Source organism: Enterococcus casseliflavus, assembly GCF_029215545.1.
GTDB classification, from domain to species: Bacteria; Bacillota; Bacilli; order Lactobacillales; family Enterococcaceae; genus Enterococcus_D; species Enterococcus_D casseliflavus.
Map to the genome: position 1 here is coordinate 3,036,039 of NZ_CP119393.1, position 26,384 is coordinate 3,062,422.

Annotated in this window: 20 protein-coding genes; 5 read left to right on the forward strand and 15 right to left on the reverse strand. The window is 39.2% G+C overall.

Annotation, left to right across the window (positions count from 1 at the left end; all coding sequences use genetic code 11):
- Positions 1–78: 78 nt before the first annotated feature.
- Complete coding sequence (locus tag P0G38_RS14355) at positions 79–3,624, reverse strand: bacterial Ig-like domain-containing protein (protein ID WP_275852409.1); 3,546 nt, start codon at positions 3,622–3,624, stop codon at positions 79–81.
- A gap of 297 nt (positions 3,625–3,921) precedes the next feature.
- On the opposite strand from P0G38_RS14355, the gene P0G38_RS14360 reads away from it, so the two are divergent.
- Complete coding sequence (locus P0G38_RS14360) at positions 3,922–5,427, forward strand: AcpB/EbpR/MafR family transcriptional regulator (RefSeq protein ID WP_275852411.1); 1,506 nt, start codon at positions 3,922–3,924, stop codon at positions 5,425–5,427.
- 106 nt (positions 5,428–5,533) lie between these two features.
- On the opposite strand, the gene P0G38_RS14365 is transcribed toward P0G38_RS14360, so the two are convergent.
- The 5 genes from P0G38_RS14365 to pbp4 form a co-directional block, all read right to left on the reverse strand.
- A complete protein-coding gene (locus P0G38_RS14365; RefSeq protein WP_275852415.1) occupies positions 5,534–5,941 on the reverse strand; it encodes a DUF7006 family protein in 408 nt (135 codons plus the stop codon).
- A 1-nt stretch (position 5,942) separates the two neighbouring features.
- Positions 5,943–6,584 carry a hypothetical protein gene (locus P0G38_RS14370; RefSeq protein ID WP_151196133.1) on the reverse strand — a complete coding sequence of 214 codons (642 nt, stop codon included), beginning with the start codon at positions 6,582–6,584 and terminating at the stop codon, positions 5,943–5,945.
- Between the two features lie 55 nt (positions 6,585–6,639).
- On the reverse strand, positions 6,640–7,164 hold the full coding sequence (locus tag P0G38_RS14375; RefSeq protein ID WP_151196132.1) for a hypothetical protein: 525 nt from the start codon (positions 7,162–7,164) through the stop codon (positions 6,640–6,642).
- A 197-nt stretch (positions 7,165–7,361) separates the two neighbouring features.
- On the reverse strand, positions 7,362–9,842 hold the full coding sequence (locus P0G38_RS14380) for a BspA family leucine-rich repeat surface protein (RefSeq protein WP_275852422.1): 2,481 nt from the start codon (positions 9,840–9,842) through the stop codon (positions 7,362–7,364).
- Between the two features lie 266 nt (positions 9,843–10,108).
- The gene (pbp4, locus tag P0G38_RS14385; protein ID WP_275852425.1) at positions 10,109–12,166 is read right to left on the reverse strand and encodes a penicillin-binding protein PBP4(5); all 2,058 of its coding nucleotides are present in this window, start codon (positions 12,164–12,166) and stop codon (positions 10,109–10,111) included.
- Positions 12,167–12,488: 322 nt separating this feature from the next.
- On the opposite strand from pbp4, the gene P0G38_RS14390 reads away from it, so the two are divergent.
- Positions 12,489–13,355 (forward strand): LysR family transcriptional regulator, encoded by an 867-nt coding sequence (locus tag P0G38_RS14390; protein ID WP_167822705.1) that lies wholly within the window; start codon positions 12,489–12,491, stop codon positions 13,353–13,355.
- Positions 13,356–13,851: 496 nt separating this feature from the next.
- The gene (locus P0G38_RS14395; RefSeq protein ID WP_010748814.1) at positions 13,852–14,004 is read left to right on the forward strand and encodes a hypothetical protein; all 153 of its coding nucleotides are present in this window, start codon (positions 13,852–13,854) and stop codon (positions 14,002–14,004) included.
- 51 nt (positions 14,005–14,055) lie between these two features.
- Here the strand turns inward: P0G38_RS14395 and P0G38_RS14400 are convergent, their stop codons facing one another.
- The 9 genes from P0G38_RS14400 to P0G38_RS14440 all read right to left on the reverse strand — a co-directional run bounded on the left by P0G38_RS14400 (position 14,056) and on the right by P0G38_RS14440 (position 22,489).
- Positions 14,056–14,589 (reverse strand): IbrB-like domain-containing protein, encoded by a 534-nt coding sequence (locus tag P0G38_RS14400; protein WP_005227576.1) that lies wholly within the window; start codon positions 14,587–14,589, stop codon positions 14,056–14,058.
- Positions 14,516–15,007: a hypothetical protein gene (locus P0G38_RS14405; protein WP_005227570.1), complete on the reverse strand. Its 492-nt coding sequence runs from the start codon at positions 15,005–15,007 to the stop codon at positions 14,516–14,518. The genes P0G38_RS14400 and P0G38_RS14405 overlap by 74 nt, the downstream gene beginning before the upstream one ends.
- 36 nt (positions 15,008–15,043) lie before the next feature.
- Positions 15,044–16,351 carry a DUF3440 domain-containing protein gene (locus tag P0G38_RS14410; RefSeq protein WP_275852431.1) on the reverse strand — a complete coding sequence of 436 codons (1,308 nt, stop codon included), beginning with the start codon at positions 16,349–16,351 and terminating at the stop codon, positions 15,044–15,046.
- Positions 16,352–16,674: 323 nt separating this feature from the next.
- The gene (locus P0G38_RS14415) at positions 16,675–17,133 is read right to left on the reverse strand and encodes a hypothetical protein (RefSeq protein ID WP_128488306.1); all 459 of its coding nucleotides are present in this window, start codon (positions 17,131–17,133) and stop codon (positions 16,675–16,677) included.
- A gap of 203 nt (positions 17,134–17,336) precedes the next feature.
- Entirely contained in the window at positions 17,337–19,919 is a 2,583-nt protein-coding gene (locus P0G38_RS14420) for a family 78 glycoside hydrolase catalytic domain (protein ID WP_275852437.1), read from the reverse strand.
- A 48-nt stretch (positions 19,920–19,967) separates the two neighbouring features.
- Entirely contained in the window at positions 19,968–20,792 is an 825-nt protein-coding gene (locus P0G38_RS14425; protein WP_087626903.1) for a PTS system mannose/fructose/sorbose family transporter subunit IID, read from the reverse strand.
- A complete protein-coding gene (locus tag P0G38_RS14430) occupies positions 20,789–21,562 on the reverse strand; it encodes a PTS mannose/fructose/sorbose/N-acetylgalactosamine transporter subunit IIC (RefSeq protein WP_074536578.1) in 774 nt (257 codons plus the stop codon). The genes P0G38_RS14425 and P0G38_RS14430 overlap by 4 nt, the downstream gene beginning before the upstream one ends.
- Positions 21,563–21,564: 2 nt before the next feature.
- Entirely contained in the window at positions 21,565–22,047 is a 483-nt protein-coding gene (locus P0G38_RS14435) for a PTS sugar transporter subunit IIB (RefSeq protein WP_275852443.1), read from the reverse strand.
- Position 22,048: 1 nt separating this feature from the next.
- A complete protein-coding gene (locus P0G38_RS14440; protein WP_275852445.1) occupies positions 22,049–22,489 on the reverse strand; it encodes a PTS sugar transporter subunit IIA in 441 nt (146 codons plus the stop codon).
- 252 nt (positions 22,490–22,741) lie between these two features.
- Between P0G38_RS14440 and P0G38_RS14445 the strand changes: the two genes are divergently transcribed.
- Together P0G38_RS14445 and P0G38_RS14450 are read left to right on the forward strand one after the other, a co-directional pair.
- Positions 22,742–25,489, forward strand: coding sequence for a sigma 54-interacting transcriptional regulator (locus P0G38_RS14445; RefSeq protein ID WP_275852447.1), 2,748 nt, complete (start codon positions 22,742–22,744; stop codon positions 25,487–25,489).
- Positions 25,490–26,092: 603 nt separating this feature from the next.
- Positions 26,093–26,281, forward strand: coding sequence for a hypothetical protein (locus P0G38_RS14450; protein ID WP_005227564.1), 189 nt, complete (start codon positions 26,093–26,095; stop codon positions 26,279–26,281).
- The last annotated feature ends 103 nt before the right edge of the window (positions 26,282–26,384 follow it).

The following is a 26,384-nucleotide window of genomic DNA, read 5'->3' on the forward strand; positions in this document are numbered from 1 at the left end:
CAAGTTAAAATTCAGTAGCCATTTGGATTACACTTTTATCTAGTTCAAATTTAGCAAGTTGTTTTGTTGATCCAACTGCTATTTTTTCTGTGATTTTTTTCGATAAAAAAGGATCACCCCACTGATTAAGAATAAAATCCCGATAACGCTTAGGAAGACACTACTTATTTCTCCTGTTTTCGGCAGTTGCTTAGCTGTTGAGTACTTTCTTTCTTTCAGTGGTGGTTTGCGGCCGGTAGCTGAGAATTCATTTGATTGTTCTGATGGACCATTTTCATTTTTTCCCACACCCGCTGTTTCTGATTCCCCGGTCTCAGGTCCCGACTGTATTGGCTCTTCAGTCGCTGAATTAGATTCTTCCGTCTCAGGTATTTCTGTCTCAGGACACTCCTCTTCTGGAAGATCCGTTTCTGGTGCTTCGGTTGGTGGTGTTTCGTTAGGCGCTTGGCTGACTTTTGCTTGTACAGTAATGACAGCACGGGCGGTCACTGCTCCGTATTGGTAGGAAACCATGTATTGACCAATTTTATCGGTGTTCACTTTGCCCTGAACTTCTACTTCTGAGTACGCTACTTCTTCGCCATCACGATCAGTGGCAGAATCAAAGTTTGTTTCTGGCTGCCATTCATCACCTTGATCCATCGTTGAATCGTGAACGTTCAGGGACGTTTGATCCGCCTTGACGGTAATAAGGGCTTTGCTTTCTATTCCGTGATAGCTGTAAGTGACCTCGTACTTGCCAGCTTTCGTTGTATCGACAGTTCCCGTGGCATTGATATCCTCAAAAGCAACAGGTTTACCATCCCGATCCGTTGCGCTGTCAAAGTTGTCTTTGGCTGTCCAGTTTTCCCCTGTGTACAACTCGCTATCGTGAACTTTAACTGTGGTTTGATCGGCTTTGACGGTGATCAGGGCTTTACTTTCTACGCCGTGATAGCCGTAAATGACTTCATATTTGCCTGCTTTCGTTGTGTCGACAGTCCCCGTGACAGTTATATCCCCAAAACCAACAGATGAACCGTCTCTATCTGTTGCACTATCGAAATTATCCTTAGCTGTCCAGTTATCCCCTGTGTACAACTCGCTATCGTGAACTTTAACTGCCGTTTTATCGGCTTTAACAGTGATAGTGGCTTTGCTTTCTAAGCCATGATAACTGTAAGTGACCATGTATTCGCCAGCTTTTGTTGTGTCTGCTTTTCCTGTAACGATGACTTCCCCAAAATCAACAGGTTTACCATCCCGATCCGTTGCGCTGTCGAAGTTGTCTTTAGCTGTCCAGTGTTCCCCTGTGTACAACTCGCTATTGTGAACTTTAACTGTGGTTTGATTGGCTTTAACGGTGATTACGGCTTTGCTTTCTAAGCCATGATAGGCGTAAATGACTTCATATTTGCCTGCTTTCGTTGTGTCGACAGTCCCCGTGACAGTTATATCCCCAAAACCAACAGATGAACCGTCTCTATCTGTTGCACTATCGAAATTATCCTTAGCTGTCCAGTTATCCCCTGTGTACAACTCGCTATCGTGAACTTTAACTGCCGTTTTATCGGCTTTAACAGTGATAGTGGCTTTGCTTTCTAAGCCATGATAACTGTAAGTGACCATGTATTCGCCAGCTTTTGTTGTGTCTGCTTTTCCTGTAACGATGACTTCCCCAAAATCAACAGGTTTACCATCCCGATCCGTTGCGCTGTCGAAGTTGTCTTTAGCTGTCCAGTGTTCCCCTGTGTACAACTCGCTATTGTGAACTTTAACTGTGGTTTGATTGGCTTTAACGGTGATTACGGCTTTGCTTTCTAAGCCATGATAGGCGTAAATGACTTCATATTTGCCTGCTTTCGTTGTATCGACAGTCCCCGTGACAGTTATATCCCCAAAACCAACAGATGAACCGTCTCTATCTGTTGCACTATCGAAATTATCCTTAGCTGTCCAGTTATCCCCTGTGTACAACTCGCTATCGTGAACTTTAACTGCCGTTTTATCGGCTTTAACAGTGATAGTGGCTTTGCTTTCTATTCCGTGATAGCTGTAAGTGACCTCGTACTTGCCTGCTTGCGTTGTGTCGACTGTCCCCGTGACAGTGATTTCCCCAAAATCAACAGATGAACCGTCTCTATCTGTTGCACTATCGAAATTATCCTTAGCTTTCCAGTTGTCCCCTGTGTACAACTCGCTGTCATGGGCAGTCACCTTGGTTTGGTTGGCTTTGACGGTGATCACAGCTTTTGATGCTACTCCATCATAACGATAAACTACCTCATAGGACCCCGGTTTTTTAGTATCTACGCTTCCTTCAACGTTCACATCCGCAAACGAAACTGGGTTGTTATCCCGATCTACGGCTTGATCAAAGTTATCTTCTGCGGTCCAGTCATCGCCGACGTATATCGAAGAATCATGAACCTTAATCGCAGTGAATCGTGGTTTTACGAGTATCGTTGCTTCTTTACTCACATGATTCAATTGATAACTGATTTTATACGTAGCGGCTTTGTTAGTATCTACTTGTCCGGAAACACGACCACCCTCAGCAATAAATTCCTCATAAGTCAAAGTTTTGCCTTCTTTTGAAATAGCTTGCTCAAAATTATCCGCCGCTGTCCATGTATCCTGTTCATAAATCGTGGTATCTTTCACGGTCAGATTGGTATAGTCAGTCGGTGCTTTTTGATAGACGTACGTCACCGTTACTTCGCCACGAGGAAGAACACCTTTTGCATTCGTTGGCAGTTGACTGGTATCAAGGATGTACCCCGGAATTTGTGGAATAAACGCACTTGTAGAGACATCATAAGGCTCATTAGTACTATCATTGATCGTTTGGGAAGGATAGATTTCCATACCAGTCTCATCCACATATTTAATGGTCAGATGGCTATTTGTAAAGCGAATATTATATGTTGCTGTAAACAAAAGGTTACCGTTAGCGTCATTGTATTCCAAAATCGCTGTTAGACCATAATAGTTGATTGTAAAACCTGTAAAACTTGTCCATGAAATGTGTAGCGGGTTATTTCCTAGTATCTGTTGTGTGAACCCCAAGCCCTTCAAGATATAAATTTCATTCGTTTTATAGACATAAAAATTTTTATCCAGTTGAGGATATTGGTACAAAGTTTGCTGCGCATATTTTTCAGGAATCGGTAGAACTAAGTCTAGTGCCTTATACTTGATGGGATCATACTCAACGGTAAGGTCATAAGTAAAATTTTCTGTACTCTTGGCTTGTTCTGCGGATACGACTTGATTCTTCGTGTTTCCTAAATTGGTTTCTGCTTTGGATGCTCCACTAGCTTCGATTTCTGCATCTTCTTTATTCACAGCTGTATAAGGCTGGCTTCTATCTTCCTTTAAATTGGTGGACTCTGTTTGGCTCGCATTCGTTTCTGAGGATACCATATCAGCAGCACTCGCTTCTTGTGACGCAGCTGTTTCTCCCCTATTCATATCTACTGCTGGCTCTGTCAGCAATGAATCAATTGTATGTAGCGGTGGCGTTTGTTCCTGTATTTGTTGTCTTTCTGTTGCATGAACGATTGGCCATTTGATCGGAAAGGTTGTCCCTAAAATCAGCATCCCTATTAAACCGCTCTTAATTATAACTACGCGTTTTTTCATTTTTACTTTTTCTCCTTTTTCTTTTTCCAAACTTTATTCACACTTACTTCCGTTACAATCTGTCCAAGTTTAGGTTGACTGCAACTGGCAGGGGTGTTTTCTATAAAATAACTCCCTTAAATGACTGTCTTTCGCAAAAATATGTGGGCGCCGCATCTTTAACATGAATTCCTTCAATTTTCAAGGGATAAGACTTCATGATTGGCCCAGAGTATTATATAATTTACTTAAAACGAATGGTTTTTATATTCGATCGCTGATCGCTCCCACAGGGTCTTGAAAGAGGTGGTGACATCAATGTTAGAAAATTTATCCATCAACTTACATCGAGATAAGGCATTTTCTCGTCAAGTAAAAATTCTGCAAGTGCTAAATGCAGCACCCTCAGGGTATCACCCGCAAGAGTTGGCGACATTATTGGGGCTTTCCTTGCCTACAGTCTCTAAAGAATTAAGTATTTTAAGCGACTGTTTGCCGAAAGATCTGGTCAAGATCAAACTTTCTGGATCCAACATCGTTTCGATTGAGTATGCACCAAATGCTTCAATCAATTCTGCCATTCAGCTTTTGGGCATGGAAACGTTGGAGTTTAAAATCATCTCTAGTATCATTGATAATAAAAAATACTCTATTCACCGAGCAACGATCGAATTTGGCTATTCCCGCAGTCATCTGTTGCGAACGATCAGTTATATGAACAAATCTTTACAAACCTATTCTGTGACCATCGCAACGAATCATCTTGATTTTATCGGTACCGAAGCCGATATTCGCTTTTGTCTGTTTGTCTTTTTCTCCGCTTATGGCGATAGCACGATCTTAGATAAAGACAGCCCTGCAGATGCGCGTCTTCTGGTCCAAAAAGCAAAAGAAGCCAACAAAAAAGATTTGCATTACAGTCATTATCGACTTGCCCTATGGCTAAGTATTGCCAAGCGTAGGTGGCGCTATTCTTACTTTTTGACATTGCCACCGTCTTTAGAACGCAATCTATTAGAGAAAGAACGCTTCGCTGTTTTCTCAAAAATATTAAACGAACATTATTTGAAAAAATACCGGATCATCCACTTGCCGCAACAAGAACTCCTTTGGATCTTCCTCAATGCTCTCCACTGCATTTCGTATAGTACGATGGATATTAATGGGGAAAGCGAAGCGGATTACATTTTTCACCATACAGAGAAACCAGAAATTCTCGCAGAAGTTGCTGCATTTTTAAAGAAACCTGGAATAGCTATCCTTCCTGCAGCATCACACAAAATCATCGCATATCTCGTAAATCTCCGCTTGTTAACGATGATTTCTGCGAATTACGAATTTGCCGATCCCCAGATCAAAACCTTTGTTGAAGCGACATTCAAGACGGACTACCTTGCTTGGAATAAATGGTTGAAACAGTTTAATGAACAAAGTCGTTTCTTTTCGTTTACTCACTTAGAGCATGTCGCAGTTACGTTGACCTTGTTAAGCGAACTTTCTTCTAGCAATCAGTTGAAAAAACATCTCAAAGTGGCCTTTGCTTTTCAAGGTGGTGCTGGATTAGATGCCTTTTTAGCCGCATCAACAGAGCTATTCAAAAATGACCATACAGAAATCAGTTATTTTTTTGAAGTGGCTCCTGATGAACAAGAATTGATCAATCGAGAAATTGATTTGATCGTTAGCAATTTTGACTTGCATCTGAAAAGTAACACCAAATTTCAGCAACTACGAATTTCCAATGTTCCTACCCTTTCGGACTGGACAATCATCCACAAAACGATTGAACAGCTGATTCAGCCAGGGTTTACACCACCTATCTGACCTAATAAAACTGGCGGTCTTCTTAAAGGGAAAACCGTCAGTTTTTCTATTATATGGATTCAATTGAACGAAGCTTTCTTCCCATGGACTGATCATCAATCTACTTTCAATGAGAGTCTAAAAAAATCAACGAGTACGGTAATTCATCGTAATTTCCTTTTTGATAACCGAAAAGCTCTTGATTGTAGCTCTGATGATCAGTCTCAACTAAACGAATGATTTCTTGTTCAGTCATCATTTTTTCATCCAAAATGTCTAGATAGAAATCAATCAGCTGAAGCTTGGCATCTAACTTCAATAACTGGATAATCGATAAAATAGGACTGTTTACTTTGTATTCACTATAACTAGCAACTTCACTTAGAATGTTCTGACCATAATAAAACAACTGTTTATGTTGCTTATTACGACTCAGTAATTTCTTGTAGTATAAAAGATAGTTACCAAAGGTTCTCACTCGATTTCCACTACTTTCTTCCCTTAACCAACCTTTCAATGCTTCATCTTTAGTCATTTTATCTACTAACAACATTACCGTTTTTATCCAGCGCTTTTAATTCAAGCTCCAATGTATGATTAATTTTAATGGGTTGACTCGTTAAGGCATAAGAATTGACGGTTCCTGTAAAGTTGATAGCCACTTCTGATGGGCCTGTCATTGTGTGATCATTAGGGCTGGTTAAGTTAGCAATGACATAGCCGGAAACATTACTTAGTTTTCCAACGGTTGTAAATAGATCAACGGTTGTGTTGCTACCAACATTGTCGTTCAATTGAAGAGTATCAATTCCCATATTATTACCAAGATAGTCATTGATACTTACTTGGACTGGACGGCCAGAGTTATTCTTGATTGCATAACTGCCGGAAGTTATTGTTTTATGATTTGTTGCTTCGTCTGACCAAAAAAATATTTTAGTTGGAACCGTAACGTTAATCCAGCGAGAATCTCCTTCCGGCATATCTGTTACTGGATCAGTGTAATCAACTGCTCCTAGTTCTCCACCGACCGGAATCGTTGCAGTAGTTTGTTTTTCAATTGTCGTTGTTCCATCATCGTTTTGTGTTTCAGTCGCTAAAGAACGAATCGGCAATAAGATAACACCTCCTATTAAAATAGCAGTAGCCACAATCAATTTTTTGTTCATTTTTTTCATTTTTTTGCTCCTATTCTTTTTTCCCTAAGATAATAGACACTTCTTTTTAGGTCGCCTAGTCGACATGAATTGTCGCATCAACGGTTGTTTTTCCTTCAAGCTTTTTCGTTTTCAAATTATAAAAAGCTAATTTTATTTGTGCTGGGTAATCCCCTTTTTCAAGATACTTTTCTAATGTAACAGTCGTATTTTGATAACCAGGTTCCAACATTCCAGAAGAATACAACAATTCTCCTGTTTCTGCTAAAATTAACTCTGCTTCTTGCCCATAAACATTGGTTGGCAAGTTTTGAACCCACATTTGCCCTTGATTGTTTGCAGAGCTAATCGTTACCTCGGGGTAAACATTGACAGTCATCGCTGTTTCATCCGCTCTTTGATTCGCATATTCTTTTAACTTCTGGTCATTCATCTTTGATGCCTTTGTCACTTCTGGAAAGGAATCTTGTGGTTCGATAACGATTGCTCGATGTGAGAACCAATAATAAAAACCGATTCCCCCAACCACTAATAACAATAATAAAAGTAACAGCCATTTTCTTTTTCTATGTGTAAATGTTTGTTTTGAGTCTTTATCCAAATTTAATCACTTGTCTCCTTTTCATTTTTCCTGCTCGTACTACTTACTTCTTCAATGCATCCTAGTTTACCTCTATGAAAAAAAGACCGCGTATCTCTTTTTTTCAGCGCGAAAAAAAATTAGAATAATAGGAAGCACAGTTATATAAACTATTAATCAAATGCGATTAATGATTGCTTAGTAATAATCATTCGATATTAAAATTGTGGCTCTAAAGAGAGTATCAGTATTTGGTCAACTTTTACTGACCCATCTGTGGGTATTTCATTTTGATTCGTTTGACCTGAAAATGATAACGCAACTTTGGTTTGATCGTTTGTTGGGTCAGAATCATCAAATCCGGCTAAAACTGCGAGGTCTTTTCCTGCCAAATCAGTATTGATTACCCCGTTTTGAATCAACGGAACCGTATTAAGTAAAAGACGATCAATTCCTACGGGACTTTGATTAGAGGCAGTCGTACGATAGTCGGCAATTTTAACTTTTACTGGAACTTCCGACTTGTTTGCAATCTCATAACTCTCCGAGAAAATGGTTTGATACTTATCAGTTTCTGTACTTTCTAAAAACATTTTCGTAGGAACAGTCACCTTTATCCACTTTTCACGGTCATCAGTAATTGTTACCTGCACGTCGCCCGTTGTTGAATAGGAATCGGCATTATTAGGTCGTGGTAATGTGTTTAATGTCAGTTCCACTCGATGGGTACCATCAACAACCGTGTCCTCCAGTAAACGGTTTATCGAAGATTGCGTAAAGGAAATCAAACGGTCGTCATCCGCAAATTCAATGTCGTAATAAGCATCATAAACTTTTAAATCAACGAGAATTTTCAGTCTATTAGAAGTCAGCTGCTTCTTTTCTGAGAATGGGATCGTAACGTTTTTCTTGTAAACTGCCAAATTATATTGAATTCCTGGAGCGTTGTCTTCTACGACGTACACTGTATAGGAAGCTTCTACCCAACTATCTTCAATGCCTACAACTACTTGATAGATCCCCAATTCCTCTTGAATCGTTCGCCTTAGGAGCATCGGTTTCGCTTTGATCTGAGGATTTTCTGGATCAACAATCGTCAATGCCAATTTATCTATTATTTCTTCATCACTTATCGTGTTTGCTTCGGTTTGGGTTATTACAATTCCTTTACCTTTAGCAGAAGAAATTTGATATTTAGGTTGCGGTTGCCACACATAAGTATCTGCCATTGACTGATTATCATACTGTTCCATCAGCTCTTCGGAAGTAAAAATATGATTCCCCTTTGGCTGATTCGGTGTTCCCGAACCAATATTTTGCCACTTTCCTGTATAAGTTGCATTTTTTGAAATCATCGGTAAATCTGCTTCCTTCATACCTGAAAAATTGAAATTCGAACCAAGCTTCAGTTGGCTCATTCTATCCATCCCAAAAAGCATCCCCTTCATATTGGTTACCTTTGTAGTATTAAAGCTAGAAAGATCTAGCCGTGTCAAACCTTTGTCGTTATAAAACATACTTTCCATCGTTTGAACATTGCTTGTGTCAAAGTTGCTGACATCCAAATTTGTTAATTCTGATAATCCCAAAAACATCATGAGCATATTCTTTACTTGTTTTGTATCAAAATTCTCTAAATCAAGATGTTTCAATCTACTCATTGAAGCGAACATACCGCTCATATTGGTGACCTTACTGGTGTTAAAACCTGATACATCAATAGCGGTGAGGCTGCTCATTCCATAAAACATTCCATTCATCGTCATTACATTGCTCGTATCAAAATTTGAAACATCTAAAGTAGTTACTTGCATAAGATTACTAAACATCCCATTCATATCATTCACACTGCTTGTATCAAAATAGCTAACATCCAAGCTTGCTAAAGCTGAGGCGCCATAAAACATATTCTTCATACTGACGGTACTTCGAGTATCGAAATTTGAAACATTTAAAGTGGTGAGTTTATCCATCAAACTGAACATCTCACTCATGGTAGTTACCTTGCTGGTATCAAAGCTTGAAACATCGAGTGCAGATAAACTACGCATGTCCATAAACATCTTGCTCATATTCGTGACATTGGTAGTATTAAGCTGCTGTAAATCGCTTATAACCTTCACATTTGACAAACTTTTAAAAAGTCCGCTGCTATTAGTAGCTGCTTCTACTTGCCCGACAAAAGCAATTCGATTAATCTGAGCTGCATATGAAAGCCACGGTGAAACGCCTGAACTGTTAGCAAAAGTACCTGAACCAATCAATAATGTTCCATCTGAAGTTAATTCCCAAGGTGCGCTACCATGATTTCCTCTTGCAATCGCTGAATCTTTTTCTGAATGTTTTGCTTCATCTGAGGACACTAAGCTTGAGTTTTTATCAACTTCATCCTCTTCACTCCCACTTGACTGATTCCCCGTTGAATCCGACTCAACAGTTCGTGTTTCCGTAGCTAAATTCGTACTCGCTGGTAATTCTGATGACAAGTTCTCTTCTTTAGAACCTTCTGTTTTTCCGACTTCAGGTAATACTTCTATACCTTCACTTGTTCTTGTCGCGGATGAATCTTCCAAAGTAGCAGGTATTTGTGTTTCTAAAAGCGAATCATTCATTGTCTCAACACCTGATACTTGTTGGGGAAGCAGGAAGCCTTGAATAAACAAAAACAGGAGAGAAAGATAGTTTATAGTCTTCCTCATTTTACTCACCCCTTTCTTTTAATCGACCTCATTCATAACGATTCTTTTACCCTTGCGATTTGGATCACTGGTAAACTCTGTTTGCTGTATCCAGAATAGAAAATTATGCTATCCGGTATTTGATTCATCCCTAAGTATCCATTTTTTTTATGATTAGGGATGTCTGTTTTTTTCTATGTGGAGAAAAAACAGAACAATCCGGCAGTTTCTTACCTTTTTTCTTACTTTTTCTCTCTTTAAATGAGTTTTATTGATTACTTATTTCATCAATATGTTTCTTCCAAATAATCCACAATACTCGCGGCTTTTTCCACTGCTGTTCCATTTTCTCTGGCATTTTCTGAGAGGATTAATCCCATAAAGCGCTGATTCTGAGCATCGAAAAACAGTAAGAAACTATTTTCTTTACCTAAGGTGTCTTGTTTTTCTTTAATTTCGGCGGTTCCCGTCTTTGCAGCCAATGTATAATTTGGATTATACAAGCTGTAAACATACCCATCCGGTGATACCACACTATCGATTAGATCAGTCAAAACAGTTTTTGCTGCGTGCTCACTAATGACTTCTTTTTTTAATTTAACCTCCTTCCCTTGCAGAAGCTGCGGATAAACGATCGATCCGTCATTCATAAATACGCTATACATCGTTAGTTGCGTAATGGGCGCAATCATTAGTTCTCCTTGTCCGTAAGCTGTATCTGCCAATAAAATTTCTGAGCAAAACTTCTCCTCATTAGAAATACTTGCAGACTCTATAACTAACGGTAAGTCCAATTTTTCACCAAATATAAATCGATTTAATCCATTACGAAATGTATTTTCTCCCATTCCTAATGCTTTTTGTGCAAAATATATGTTATCCGAATAGACCAAAGCTTTTTTTAAATCAACATTGGGAGTATCTTTGACCCTAGTCGTCCAAAAGCCACCCCAACTTGCATCCTTTTGCCATTTTAATCCATTGATTTGCAACGTCTCAGTAGAAGTGATATCTCCGGAATCTAAGCCGATAGCAGCTGTGATTGTTTTAAATGTCGACCCAGGTGCATAGCGATTCGTAAAGCGGGTCATAAATGGTAAATCTTCATTATCGGCATATGTCTGATACTCTTTCTCAGAGATACCTAGAACCATTTTATTTGGATCAAAAGATGGTGAACTGACAGCTGCTAGCAGTTGCCCTGTTTTTGGTTCAGAAACAACTATCGTTGCAGGTTTTCCTTTTAAAGAATCAAAAGCAATTTGCTGTGCTTGACCATCTATTGTGAGCTTCAAGTCAACAGCATCCACTTTTTCTTTCTTCAGCAAAGTTTGTTTAGTTCTTTTTTTCTCATCGACAATCACGATAGATACACCATCTCTTCCTCGCAACTGAGCATCATAAGCAGCCTCTAAACCAGAACGACCAATAGAATCATTTTCTGTCAAATAAGGTTTGTCTTTTATATCCTCAGCAGTTACTTTCCCAACATACCCTAATAAATGAGCGGTTGCCTCCCCTAATGGATAATGACGTTTATTGGTATAGCCTATCAAAACACCTGTCGGCAAATCAGCAATTTCCAAATGACTAATGGTTGTTTCTAGCGTCTTTAAAGGAACAAAAGTATCTCCCTTGGCCCATTTTTGCGCAAGCTTATCTTCGATGACAGCCATAGAAATATCATACTTTTCGCTTATCAACTCCAGACTTTCTTGTTTTTGTGTATCAGTCCCTAATTTGCTCGGGTTGACACCGAGTTGTTGATAATCATAGTTTTCTGCTAATTTTTTTCCATTGCGATCGAGTATGTCCCCTCGAATGACTTCATCTACATTGAATTGTACTGTGTCTTTTTCACTCATTCCGGGGAAAATCAAATCCGGATCCCATGCCATTCGATACCCATTTTCTTTTGGCTCAAGCACTAGCTGATAGTCATCTGTTGTAAATGACCCAGATTGTGTAGCTACCACTAGTTGATAAGAGAACGTAATTTCTCCTGACTTGTTTTTCTTGATGCGAACTGCATCGAAATTAAGTGTTTTCGTTCCAATCCCACCAAAAATTGCTTGGTATCGTTGCGTGATTTCTTCTTTAGTTGCCCCATAAGTCTCGAATGATTCATCAGCAAATAATTGAATATAGCTGGAAAAATCTTGCTCTGAAAGAGCCTTTTCGTAGTTTGTAACTACTAGCTCCAGATCGCTTTGCTCTTCCTTAATTTTATTCGAATAAATAGTATAGCCCACAAAAAAGATAGCGCACAAAACCGTCATTGCTGCACCATTCATAAGGAGGATCCTTTTCTTTTTTTGCCTATATTGTTGTGATCTTCTTTCCATGACTTATCTCCTCTCAATTGTTTTCCCCAAAAAAAATGTCGTATAAGCAAGTTACTTTTTGCATTTTAACGCCATGAGCAATCTTTGAGAAATTCAGATTTTTAGAGTATCTTATTCGTTTTTTTGATAAGGAAAAAACAAGCATCTGATTTTACTAGTGACTTAATGTGAGTGAAGTTATTTTAGAGTGGTAACAAGCTACCAACAGTACGATATACGTTTTAAATAACCTTTGTATCTATTTTTTTTATTTACTAGAAAAAAAAGAAATTATCCCAATTCCTTTTTTTTGTATAATTTGGAAAAAGAGAGGGGAACAAACGTGGATTTTATCAAGGAACTACAATCCTTTAAAACAATTGTCGAAGAAGGTACGTTCACGAAGGCTGCCGCCAAACTAAACTATGCCCAGTCGACCGTTACGAACCATATCAAAAAGTTAGAAGACGAATTAGAAGTAGCGTTATTTTTGGAAGGAAAAAGCAATGTATTGACATTGGAAGGTGAATTGTTGAAGCAGGCGGTTCCTGGACTGATTGCTCAGTGGGAAGGCATTAAAGAACAGTTACTCAACGCTTCGAACAATGTCGAATATTCTTTGCGCATGGGCATCGTTCAGCCTTATGATATTTTGGTTTTACCAGAGCTGATCCATACATTTTCCCAGCAATACCCAAAAATCAAATTCGATATCATTGTGGGATCAACGATAGAATTATCCGAGGCACTAGAAGCAAACCGCATTGACTTCGCACTATGCTCACTTCCTCACGAAGATCATTTCGTTTATGAAGAACTGTTTAAAGAAGAGCTGTGTTGCATCACTTCAACCACGAATCCATTGTCGATCAAAGAATTAGCCGACCTTGAAGGAATTCATCTATACCATTCCGGTACTGGCTGTCCTGTGCGTAGAAAAATTGAGCGCTATCTTGACCATTGTGTTTCATCGCTCCATTGGGAGTATGTCAGCAACATCACCACGATTCCTTACTTGATTGAACAAACAGGGTACTGCAGTCTGATCCCTCGTTCAATTATTGATCAAACGTGTGCTCAAGTAAAAATTTTATCGCTTCCTTTACCAGATACCCGGATGACGATCGGCTTACTGTCAAGGCAACCATTGACACTTTCTCCAAGTATCACAAAGGAGTTTGTATTTGAGATGAAAATGTGCTTACTGTAATCGTTATAAAATAGGCTTAAATACGATCGATTTTTATGCAATTATACTTTTAAAAAAAGTGATAGAATTTATTTCAAAAACAAAGAAGCAGTGGAAACAAAAGAGCCGCACCAAGTCTTTACGTTTTAAAGACTTGGTGCAGCAAGGTTTTTGAATTCGCTTACGGTTATAAAGTTACGAAATAGTATCTTTTTTCTCGATTCGATTTTTTGTTATCATTTTACTTTTTTTATGCAACCTGATACGATTATTGATGTAAACCGAAGAAAAATCAGAAAAGGTGTCGTTATTCTTAACATTTCCGATTTTTTCTCCGATTGAAAAAAATAGAAACGTTTTTTCATTATTTACAAAGTATACTCAATTTTGAAGCGACGGGTTCTCAAGAAACTGAGGCATGTACCCCGCAGGGCAAAGTCTTTGGGTAGTTATTGCTCAAGGAAGCTGTTTTTGCAATTGTCAGAAAAAATAGACGATGAGAAAAGGAGGAAAAACCATGTTTATCATTGAAGCGATCTTCAGCTTTCTAAGAGACGCATTAGGTGTGATCCTAGCTATTCTCTTAGGGACGCTTTGCTTGTCGATGGTGGTCAATTTGATCGTTATCGTTGTAAAAAACACCTATTCAAAATTTAAAAAGAATTATTAACGAATCGCTATCTTCTAATAGATAGCTTTTTTAAATAGTTTTTTCAACCTCTCAGGTCTCTTTTTTGCCTTTATAGTATCTTTTTTCAAACTCAATCCAAGACTTGCTGAATTCATGGTTAGAAAAGGCACTTTTTAAACCTGAACGCTGCTTAAAGCGAAAGACCTCTTCGCGGTCCATCCCCAATTCCTTGGCAATTCGTTCATCCGACCACTCGTTAGCCACCAACTGCTGCACGATATTTCCCATCTTCTCGATGCCATGGGTACCACGTGCTCGATTGTGGCGAATCGTTGAAGCGATGCGATTCTCAAAAGGCTTATCGATCACCGTGACCGGAACGCTTGGCAATTCCAAGCGATCTTTTGCTACGATGTACCGATGAAACCCATCGATCAAAATATACTTATCCTGCTCCTTATCGTGGTAACAAACCAATGGCTGCGTAAAGCCATCTTCTCGAATCGACAGTTCCAGTAAATCCATTTCTGGAGCCGCCACGGTGTTGGGATTATACGTATTCGCGTGAATCTTGCTGACTGGGATCAGCTTCGCCGCTAACACTGGAAAATCGATATCGCTCATGAGGTACTACACTCCTTTTTAGAAATGAATAATTTTTTGTTTGTCGATAGACCGCAAACCCTTTTGACTCCAAAAGTGCAATTTCACTAGGCTGGTTACTAGAAGCGAGAATCTCTGCTTCTGGGTAGTTGCGGCTGATATCCACCAGCATCTTCCGTAAAAGAAACTTTTTAAATTGTGCGGCTGGATCTTTTTCATAGAATTCCCCTAGTTCCACTTTGTTGGCGCCTTTTTCATAATAAGAAAAAGCAGTCACCCGTTTTTCGTCATCAAGAATCACGTACCAGTAACAGTTCTCATCATTGACTAAGTACGGAAATTGCTGCTGATACACCCGTTCCGCAAAAAAAGCCCCCATCAATTGATAGAATTGGCTTTTCTTATACGGTGGAAAAAATAAAACCAATCGTTCGTTCACAAAACCCTTCCTCTCTAAGGACGCACTCGTCCATCGTTAGGTGATTTTTTTCGTTAAATACTCGTATTTGGCATTCAATTTTTTTAACTGATACTTGGGTAAATGCTCGATCCCCAAAGCCGCCCCAAAATCGATCGCCAACTCATACAATTCAGACTCATCTTTTTTCGTCAAACTATATTGTCGCGTACTCAAAGAAAAATCATTTTTTTCTAACGCACGAGCGATCCCTTTCCAGTCATGCCAGAGTACTTCGTTTTTCAGCCAGTCCTTACGTTTGGTCACATCGGGTATATCTTCCACTTCGATCCCGTGCTTTTCTCGATAATGATCAATCAAAATCGTGATTTTGCGGTAATAATGATCCTGTAATTTCTTTGAATAAAGTCCAATTGATTCCAGTAAAAAGACCGCATACTCTTGCCAAGTCATATGACTGGGCTTTCTCGTATTGTAATGCGCCAGCAATCCTGTCTGGGCATACAATCGACCAAAATTGGCTCCTGACACACGATTGACGACGCGTTCCCACGTTTCCGGTTCCACCAAAGCATATTGGTACAAGCCTTTACGTTGCTGCATACCGTAAGGCTGACAGATCCGCATTTGATGGATCGGAACGCCATGATCATACAACTTTTCATAAAAGCCATTGATCGGCCAGTCAAAATGGGCATAGGCTCCCCAGACATCTTCGGTCTTCCAATCATAGATTGGGTAAAAATTAACGACCATTGAATCTGCTACTTGCCGTTTGATCCAGCATTGCTTCCGAAAGTTATACTTTGGCGATGTGATCGATCGATACCGATACAGACTTTCCTGGGTTCGTATCCCCACACCACAAGCAACCGGCTCAAACTGATGATAGCTTGCGTACCAATGAGCAAAGTTTCGTAAAAACTTATCAGGGTTCATATTTGCACTCTGATAGATATCCATCAATGATTCATCCAAATCAGCAAGTGAAATCGTATCTTTAGGCATCGGCTGTACCCACTTCTCACGTTCTTGTTCATCCCACATCAGCCATTGTGGCTGAAAGACGCTGGTATTGTTGTCCTCGTAAAAGGGCAAACAGAAGTGGAAGGTTTGATTGATACTTGGTAACGCTTTGATTTTTTCCATGAACGTTCTCGTAGCATCATAATTTGCCTCGATATCTAAAATCAGCAGATCAAAGGTTTTCTTTTTGTTCTGTGCGACTTGGTCAGCCAACTGGATCATGGCCCCGCTATCTTTTCCACCACTGAAAGAGAAATACACATGGGGAAACGTATCAAAAATATATTCCAAACGCGTCATCGCCGCTTCTAGCACATTTTCCTTACAATATTTCTTCATAAAAGCTCATGTCCTCATTTTATTTGTCCTTTTTTTGAATAAGTATTACATTCTAGTATAAAGTTTCACTTGGCTTCTTACAAGGACTTAAGGGAGATTTCCCTGTTATTTCATACAGCGACATGTTGAAATACGCGCGCTCATTATCGGATAATCAGTCAACTACAGGCTAAAAAAAGCAGAGATATCAATTTTTTAAACTTCATAATCGCTGCTTGCTACTGATACATCTGCTCTTTTTTGAATCACAAAAAGATAGCCTGTTTTTTCTATGATTTAGCTAATAGAAAGCAATACCATCAACCTGATTATCCGTTCATTCATCACATGTACTTAATTTTCCATAACAGTGAAATTTCTTTGCTGAGGTCTTTGAGCTTCATAGCCTTTTGGATATTCTCAGACATCTTCTTGTAATTACTGATTTTTTCTTCTTTGGGCAGCAGTACATATTCTCGCTTGATTGCTTCAAACTTGTCTTCATGATCGATCACCAGAAGTTGCGTGATCAGATCATGGGCGATCCACCGATGATAGGAATTTTTGTGGGTATGCAGTGCCCAGATCCGTTCCCACTCATCATAAATCAGCTCAGGGTTTTTAATGGCTACTTCTTTAATAATCAAATAACTATTAAAATACTCATTGATATGATTTTGACCATCAACGACATTCTCCACTAGCTTCTCCCTTACCTTTCGATCATCGATCGCCGTTTGCACAAACGGTTGGGGATCAAACGATGTTGTCTGAAAATGACGCGCGATTTCTTGGTAGTCCATGCCTTCACCTTCTTTAAAAATTATAAAATTATTTTTCATGTTTGAACCTCTATGTTTATTTTAACAGAATCTATGTGCGAAACAGACTACCTAAATGCTACTTCCCCTCTTTCTGGTATTCCTCCTATTCTTCATGTGAAAAATAAAAACGATCAGAACCATTCTCTGATCGTTTTTACTTTATTCCGTTTCATCGTTCTGAATTAGCTTGGAGCAATCGTCAAAACGTATTGATCTCCCTGCTCACAACTATCTTTTTGATGAACTTGAACTTGTGCGCCAAATATCACTTTTATGGCTTTAGGTACTTTAAGCTGACAAGTGACAATCGTCTCGGATTTTTGCCAAGAAGTGGTGATCATTCCATGTATGGATCGATAGCTTCCCTTAACAAAATGTAAATCCTCTGGCACATAAGGGGAGAAGAACAAGCAGTCAGTACCCTCACTGTCCTCTGTTACCTTCAGACCTAGTAGATTTGTGACAAACCAGCTGCCATAGGATGAGAACATTGCATGGTTCAGCGAAGAACCCGGCATCGCTTCAAAATATTCGCTCAATACACCCCTGTTTTGATGGATCATATTGTAAAAGCTCGGGTGTTTTTTTCTAGTTAACCAACGATATATCAGCTGTGGTTGATCTGAAAAGATTTCATATGACCATGCCATGCCAAAAATACCGCAAGTAATAAGCGAATCCGCTGCTTGAATCTGAGCCGCCAAACGTTCGATAAACACAACTTCATCTTTTACTAAACCAGCTTTTAATGCAAAGATGGACGAAGAGTGGCTGCCACTTTGAAAAGTACCATCAGGATTTTTGAACTCCTCATTGATCTGCGCCTCCGATTGAGCGATTCTTTCATTGAGCTGTTCATTTTGTTCTGATGAAAAAGCTAATTTAGACGACAATAATCGATACTTCTTCAATAAAATCAAGTACATTACAGCAGAACAAAATTCTCGATCAGGTGGTGTTTCTTTACCGTTGATTATCTTAGTCTCTAAAGCACCCCAATCGCCAAGGCAGCATTGCTTGATATAGTCATAACTAAAGCTTAGCAAATAATTCAAGTGCTTTTTCAACCCATCTCGAATAGGCTTTGTTAAGAAGTGAGTCCCATAATATTTGATCAATTTGATCGCTATTTCTGGTAAGACCAACTGCCATCCCAAAGACCCAGCTTTATCACTTGGTCCATAGGTCTGAATCCCCATATAAGGTGCTGTTTGCGTGATTCCACCGATTATCGTCTGGTCGTAGAGAAAATCAGCCAATACTTTTCTCAGCAGATTTTCGGAATCAAATAACGTAAGTTGTGACTCCAACAAGGCTGCTATATCCCCACCGTAACCTAAACGTTCCCGCGCACAATCTTCATAATAGGAATGGATATTGTTTTTTTTCGTCTGAACATGTGCCTCAAAAAGCTGATTCAAGGATTCATCTGAAGAATCGAATGTTGTGATTTGACTCATTTCTGTATAAGTCGGAAATGCTTCGATTTTCTCGATCTCGAAAGAAGCACCTCTTTTTTCATAGATGGAAACATAGCGAAAAGAATGATACGTAAACTGATTCTCGAAAATAGTCACACCCATACCTGTCGTAAATTGATCCTTTTGAATCACAGGGTCTTCCGCAGCAATCTGCATCTCAGGATCCTCTACCCCATACGTACTGGTCGTCGTTGTAGAATAGTCCAATTCATTCGATTCAGTTATTTTTTCGGCATATTCGATACAAATCTGCTGGTTATCTGCCGTAACAGCCAATCTGATTTGCCCCGAAATGATCCGACCAAAATCGATCAAGTAATGATTGTCCTGTTTAATGATCGATTTGGGTGTAAGTCCAGATTCTCGTTTGATTTTTTCAATAAAACTAGGAGTAAGTATTCCACCGGGACCTGGTATTTCAACTGTCGTCAAGTCAACTTTTCGGCATTCGTGTGCAGCCATGAAGCGACCGCTAAAATCTCTTATTTCCCCAATATAAAGATTATCAAACACGAGATTTGTCGCCGATGCTTGCCAACTGCTATCAGAGCATAAGCACTCAGTAATCGTTCCATTTTGATATTGACTTACTTGGCAAATCATCATCGGTTTGCCGACTGCTAGACGATGACGCATATTGTATTTTCCTAAAAGTTTCAATGGGGCCGCTGTATACCAACCATTTCCTAAAAACACTTGAATCAGATTTTGACCATGGTGTAAAAAATCGTTGATTTTATACGTGTCGTAATATACACAAGCCGAATAATTGGTTACATCAGAATTTAAAAAATAATCGTTGATTTTCTTGTTATTAATATAAACGTCATAATACCCAAGTCCTGCGATATCTAAAAAGGTATCTGCCTGTTTATTCTTGATCACCAGTTGTCTTTCAAAACAGATATTGCCTCGTGGACGATAAAAGGTCTGTTCTTTTTCAATCGGATCATCTAAGCGTGTGATCCAAGAAGCCGTTTCTAATTGTCCATTAGCTGAATAAAAAACTGTCGCCGCTTTTACTACTGACTCAGCGGTCTCTTCCGACAAATCCAAAAGCTTAACAACAAATTTTTTCCGCTCTTTACCACATATGGACAACTTTAAGTATCGAAATGCTTCGTCACTACCTACGGCTGATCGATACATCTGTTTATTTTCATGATAGATGATCAGTTCTGCGTTTAGTAAGTCGATATCAAGTGCTGCCCAATCAATTTTAATCGGCTGTTCAAGATCCACCGACCAGTTATTTTCTTTGCCGTTGACAAGCATTGTTTCCATAGAACCTTCCCTCTCTTACTGCTGACATTCACTAGCAGCCGTTGTTGATTATGCCAAAATTCCCAGCAGAGAAAGTGCTACCCCAGCAACCATGATAGCAATAATAATGCGAACGGCATTTTTTGCACTCTTTCTCTTTAGAAGATAGTAAATTCCGATAGTCAACAGGAATGGAAATAAATTCGGCATGATGCCATCAAGCATTTCTTGAACATTGATCGTTGATTCTCCCACTGTGTATTCAATTGCAGTGTTGATTCGAACGGTTGTGACAATCAACGAGCCCACGACCATCATACCTACGACATTCCCCATAGTTGAAAGACGTCTCAAAATGTTGTTGCCGTCTTTCCCCGTTAAAAGAGCCGAGCCTTTTTCATAACCAAGCATCAATCCTTTGTATTTGATGGGCCAAATAGTTAAGGAGAATAAAACAAAGAATAAGATCGGACCAATTGGATTGCCTTCAATCGCTAACCCTGATGCAATACTCATATAAATCGGAACAACAGTCATTGCTAACAAACTATCCCCTAACCCGGCAAACGGACCCATCAGTCCCGTTCTAACCGCAATAACTGACTCCTTTTGGGTCTTCGGTGTCTGTTCTTCCATCGCCATTGTAATCCCTAAAATAGGACCATAAACATATGGGTTAGTGTTGAAAAATTCCAGATGCCGACGAATCGCTGCCACACGCTCCTCTTTAGGCTTATCCCCGTATAGCCGTTTCAACGTTGGAACGATCGAATAATATGCACCTAATGCCTGCATCCGCTCGAAGTTGCTTGTTGCCATCAACAAATTTGATCGGAAAAATGATTTTCTTAGTTCTGATTTGATCACGTCATCTTGTTGTACTTTGTTCGTCATAGATCATAGTCCCCCTCACTTGTTTCTACACTGACTGCTTCTTTTTCATTTTTATTGATAATCAAGTCATACAATGCTGCTAAACTAATCCCAATCAATGAGATGGCAATTGTCCCTAATCCTAAATATGCTGAGAAAACAAAGCCCAATAGCAAAAAGATCCACATGTTTTTCCCCATCATCATCATAAGTAGCATTCCCATCCCCACAACCGGAATAATACCTGCTGCGACAGTCAAGCCATCAAACACTTGCTCCGGTATGAAATCAAGAACAGATTCCACCGCTGGTCCACCAAAGTATGAGGCCAAAAAGACTGGTACCGCTCCAGCAACAAAACTCAACGGAATCCCCAAATAGTTATAGCGTGCTACTTTGTCAAAATCGCCAGTTTCAACGGCTTTATCCGCTTGATGAAGGAAGAAAATATTGACAGTATTCGTCAACATAATAATTTGCTGACACAACAATGCCGTAGGAACAGCAACTGCTAAACCTGTAGCCAAGCCTCCACCAGTCATACTTGCAATTGCCACCCCAATGATTGCACCTGTCGCTTCATTCGGTGGTACATAAGCCCCAATCGCCGCATTAGCAAGCCACATCATCTGCAACGTTCCACTGATCACTAACCCTGTCGTTACATCTCCCATAATCAGACCTGCGACAGATCCTGCTAGAATTGCTTTCGGTGTACCTGTCCATAAAGTTCTTTCATCAACCGTACAAATACCTGCCCAAATCGCCAACATTAAACACTGTATCAGCATGATTATTTTCCACTCCTTTCAATGTCTTTTAAGGTGATGATCTTATCCGAAGGAATCATCTGAATTTCTACAGCGACCCCTTTTTCTTGTATAAGTTGAAGGGCTTTCAATTCCTCTTCGGATAAAGAAACAGCTTTGGTATATTGCTTTCTGCCCGGTTTGTTTTTCATCCCACCAACATTCAACGTATCAAAGGCAACTTCTCCTGTACAAAGACTAAGTGCATCAATCGAATTGGTCAGTAGAATCAACGTTCTACGTTTGATCGTCGTCTTGTGGTAAACCTCGATAAACTTATCTACACCAAATGTTTTCACTAAAACATCCTGCGGTGCCATCATGTCAAAAACTGATTTTTGAACAGGGTCATTTACAATATCATCATTAACAATCAAAATTTGCTCAATTTTTTTCTGTTTGACCCAAGTCGTCACAACCTGTCCATGGATCAACCGATCATCGATTCTAACTAGTTCAATAGCCACTTTATAATTCCTCCTCTTCTTTTGTCGTTGCTTCTAGTGGTGCCACTTCGATTTTCTTAAAAATCAGCGGCAGCACTTGCTGGATACTATCTTCGAACTTCACAAATGACTGATTACGATTATTAGCGATCTCCAATAAGACCGCTAAATTCAATCCAGAATAGGCGATAAAGTTTTCCTGTTGATGCTTTAATAAAATAATTGCTGCAGCATTACTAGGAGTGCCGCCATAAATATCACTTAAAATCAGCAAACCGTCCTCGGTATTCAATTTATCGATCTTTGCCTCCATCACCTCGACAAATCCAGAAAGATCAGTGCCTGGTTCTAAAGCTACTGCTTCGATATTTTCTACCGTTCCCAAAATCATTTTCAAGCTGTTCAATGCCTCTTGAGCAAATTTCCCATGGCTTGCTAATAAGACGCCTATTTTGTTTTCCATATCCTCGCTCCTTTCACTTTTCTTTATGCAATTTGCGTGCCAACTTTTTCATTTACTGAAATAACAGGCTTTCCCAAAGATAATAAGACACATCCAATACACATAATTGTTCGCTTTTAGAAAAATGTTTCGCTGCGATACGCTTCAATACACATGAGTCGATCCAGCAATGCATGAGAGACATATCCCTTTAGGAAGGAGTATTGCTTTTACGAAGATTATCGGTATAGTTAGACATGAGGTGAACGATTGATGAAACGAATAGATAAAATATATGCTTTATGTTTAGAAGTAACTGCCGATTTGACGCGATCAGATTTAGTAAAACAACCAGATGTTGGAATCACCGCAATGTTTGTGGCAAAGCAATTAGGACTGATGCGAAACAATGTCTCGGCTGATCTAAATGCATTAGTAAAAGAAGACAAACTGATCAAAATCACAGGAAAACCTACTCGTTTTCTCTGCAAGCGTACCCTTGAGAAGCTCTTTTCTTTGTCGTATATTCCATTGCAAGCGATTTCTAGTATTGAGGAGATCGTCGCTTTGTCAAAAAGTAAATCATCAGACCGTCCATTCGAGACACTGATTGGTGCCCATAAAAGCTTAGCACCCGTTATTCAATTAGCCGAAGCCGCAATCAATTATCCTCCGAGAGGATTACATACGATGATCTTGGGTGAATCAGGAACAGGAAAAAGCCTACTTGCTGAAAAAATGTACGAGCATGGTAAAAAAGAAGGGGTGTTTTCTCAAGAAGCACAGTTTGTCACCCTAAATTGTGCGGATTATTCCACCAACCCGCAACTGCTGCTGGGTCAGCTATTTGGAAGTAAGAAAGGCGCTTATACCGGAGCTGATGCAGATAAAAAAGGCTTGATTGAGATTGCGGATAACGGTGTATTATTCCTTGATGAAGTCCATCGATTGCCTCCTGAAGGTCAAGAGATGCTATTCCAATATATTGATAAAGGCAGTTACTATAAACTAGGAGAAACGCAAGATAAAACGTATGCTTCTGCGCTCTTGATCATTGCCACCACTGAACCACCGAATTCTGTTTTGTTGGATACCTTTAAACGACGTATTCCGGTTTCCATTCAGATGCCTAGTTTGAACAATCGTGATCTTTCAGAACGCCTGGAGCTTATTTTTCATCTCTATGACCGTGAAAGTAAAAAAATCAACACTCAGATCACTGTTGATGGAAAAGCCGTTGCCTCCTTATTGACCTACACGCCAATTGGAAACATCGGACAACTGAAAAGCGATATCCAGCTATCCGTCGCCCGAGGGCTTTTAGAAAAGAAAAAGACACAGGCTGAAAAAGTCTTGATCACCCAAGAGTTCTTCCCGCCTTCAGTCATGTCTGCTTTTATTTCGACCACTCAAAAAGAAAAAAAGATCATCAACACATTGATCGACCGAGAAGCTTTTATTTTTGGGAGTGATTCTTTCTTGCATGAACCTATTGAAGGTGACTATGATTTTCTGGAATTTTTCCAAGAAAAGAAAGACGGCTACTCAATCACCAAAGCATTTAATGATTACAGCCAAAAAATCGCTAAGCAACGGCTGATGAACGAGCAGTTCACTTTCCTTTTGAATGAAGACATAAAAAATATCATGTTGATCGTTTCCGATATTTTGTATGAAGAATGTGACATTATCATTAGCGACACTATCAGTACTGCCTTTGCTTTGTACTTGTACAGTCGCTCTGCAGAAGGAAAAGCACCGACTTTGGATCTGAGCAAAAAAATCGCTGATAAAAAAGTGACGAATGCACTGAGAAGGATCATACGAAAGCTAGAAAACCAATATTCGCTCTTCTTCTCTGAAGATGACATTCTTGTTCTATCGGAAATAATTACATCGATAAAAAACAACGAAAAACCTACGAGCGATTTTGGTATTCTCGTTTGTGCACATGGTGACCGAGTGGCGACTGAATTAAGCCATACGATCAACCAGCTTTTAGGTAAAGAGATCATAGTACCGATTGATATGCCCCTTCAGGCTGCCCCAAAAGAAGTCTATGATAAAATCAAGCAATTGATTGTGGAGCTAGACTATGAAAACTGTTTATTGTTTGTCGATATGGGCTCCATGACGGGGATTGAAAGACAAATCAAAGAAGAAACCGGTAAGAACTTATTTATTCTTGAACGAATCGATACTCTGTTACTGCTTGAAGCCGCAAAAAACAAAGAATTGCTTTCAATGGAACTGGCTTTGACCGCAATGTCACTGGCTGATTTGGAGAAAAAAAGAAGCCACGGTATTCAGCAAAAAATCAATCAATACTTTGGTATCAAAAAGCGAAAAGTCATTTATACCGTTTGCCGTACTGGTGAAGGAACTGCCAAATTTTTAGAAACAAATTTAAAGAGCAGCTTTCAGAATTTCGGTATTTACGACGTGGATATCAAACCGATCAGTGGCAATGATGCGCGATCTGTCACCGAATTCATTGATAAACATAACGATTACGAAATTCTCGCAATGGTCGGTACATTAGATCCTAAAATTGCCTTTATCCCATTCATCTCCTTGCAAGAAATTATCTTAAATAATGGTCTGCACAAGCTAATCAAACTTGCTGGTGGTGTATTAAAAAAAGAGCAAACTGCTACGTCAGAGCTTTACACACGTGATATCGTCATTGACATGGGGATCGAATCCGTAGACAAATACCTCTACTTGCTTTCGGGTTTTAAACTCAAAGACACTTTAAAGTCTTTGATCGTCCAATTAGAAACAGCTTTTGGCATGACTTTTTCCAACTCGATCATCTTAAACACATTGGTTCATACGGCTTATTTGATTGAACGTTTGTTACTAAAAGGGAATGAATTGGCTTATCCTGATACAGACAAACATGATGAAGCTACATTAAGATCAATCAAAACGGCACTAACAGAAATTGAAAAACAGTTTATGATCACGATTTCTGACGATGAATGTTATTTCCTATTGGATATCATTTTGGAAAAATAACGAACGCTATCACTACTTGGTAAAATAAAAAAGGCAAACCCACAAACAGGGTTGCCTTTGTTTTCTACTTTCTTCAAACACTATTTCACGCATAGCTGCGAGATGCTGGATCACGCGTCCTTTCTCCGAATACCTCGGTCGGTAGGCATTTTGATCCATTGTTCGGGTGGACGTTTTCTGATTTTTTTTGGTGCAAACATCAGTTGAATAGTTCTTTTGACAAAGTTATTTCGGTATACGTTTTCCATAACTTGCACGCCCTTTTCAATTGAATTAGGAAGTGGTGACGCCGATCGTTCTTCCTACCTTTATTATAAGCGTGAAGACGGGACAAAACAAACAATATAGCTGGGGATTTCTGGCTTTCTTTCCCTCAACTTTGTAGTCGATCGCTCGCTAAATTGGTACGATTCTTTGAATAATATTCAACTAGTCATCGTATATTTATTGAAAAACCAAATGAAAAATTACAGAAAAAATTGATTTCTATTCGAATAAACAGCCGAAAGGACGAGTTTTTGAATGAAAAATCGTTTCACTTTACTTTTTCTTAAATTTTAATTATTATTCTTTTGAAATAAGATTAATGAAGGAGATAAAAACATGGAAAAATACCAAGTGTTCCCTGGTCAAAACTATCAGGCAAATGTTATTGGCTTTACCGGTTTACAAGAAGTTAGTGTGATTCATGTTTACGAAAATACTGCGACTGTTCTAATCAAAGAAACAGCTGAAACAGGTGTTGCGAAATTATGTAATTTTCTAGTGGGTGCAACACAATTAGTTAGTTGATACTTTATAATTAATCAAAACATGATGGAGCAATTTGCCATCCAGCATGTTGTAGGAAATCGCTCCAGAGATACTCGTCTGTGAGATTGCCTTTTTCCTATTC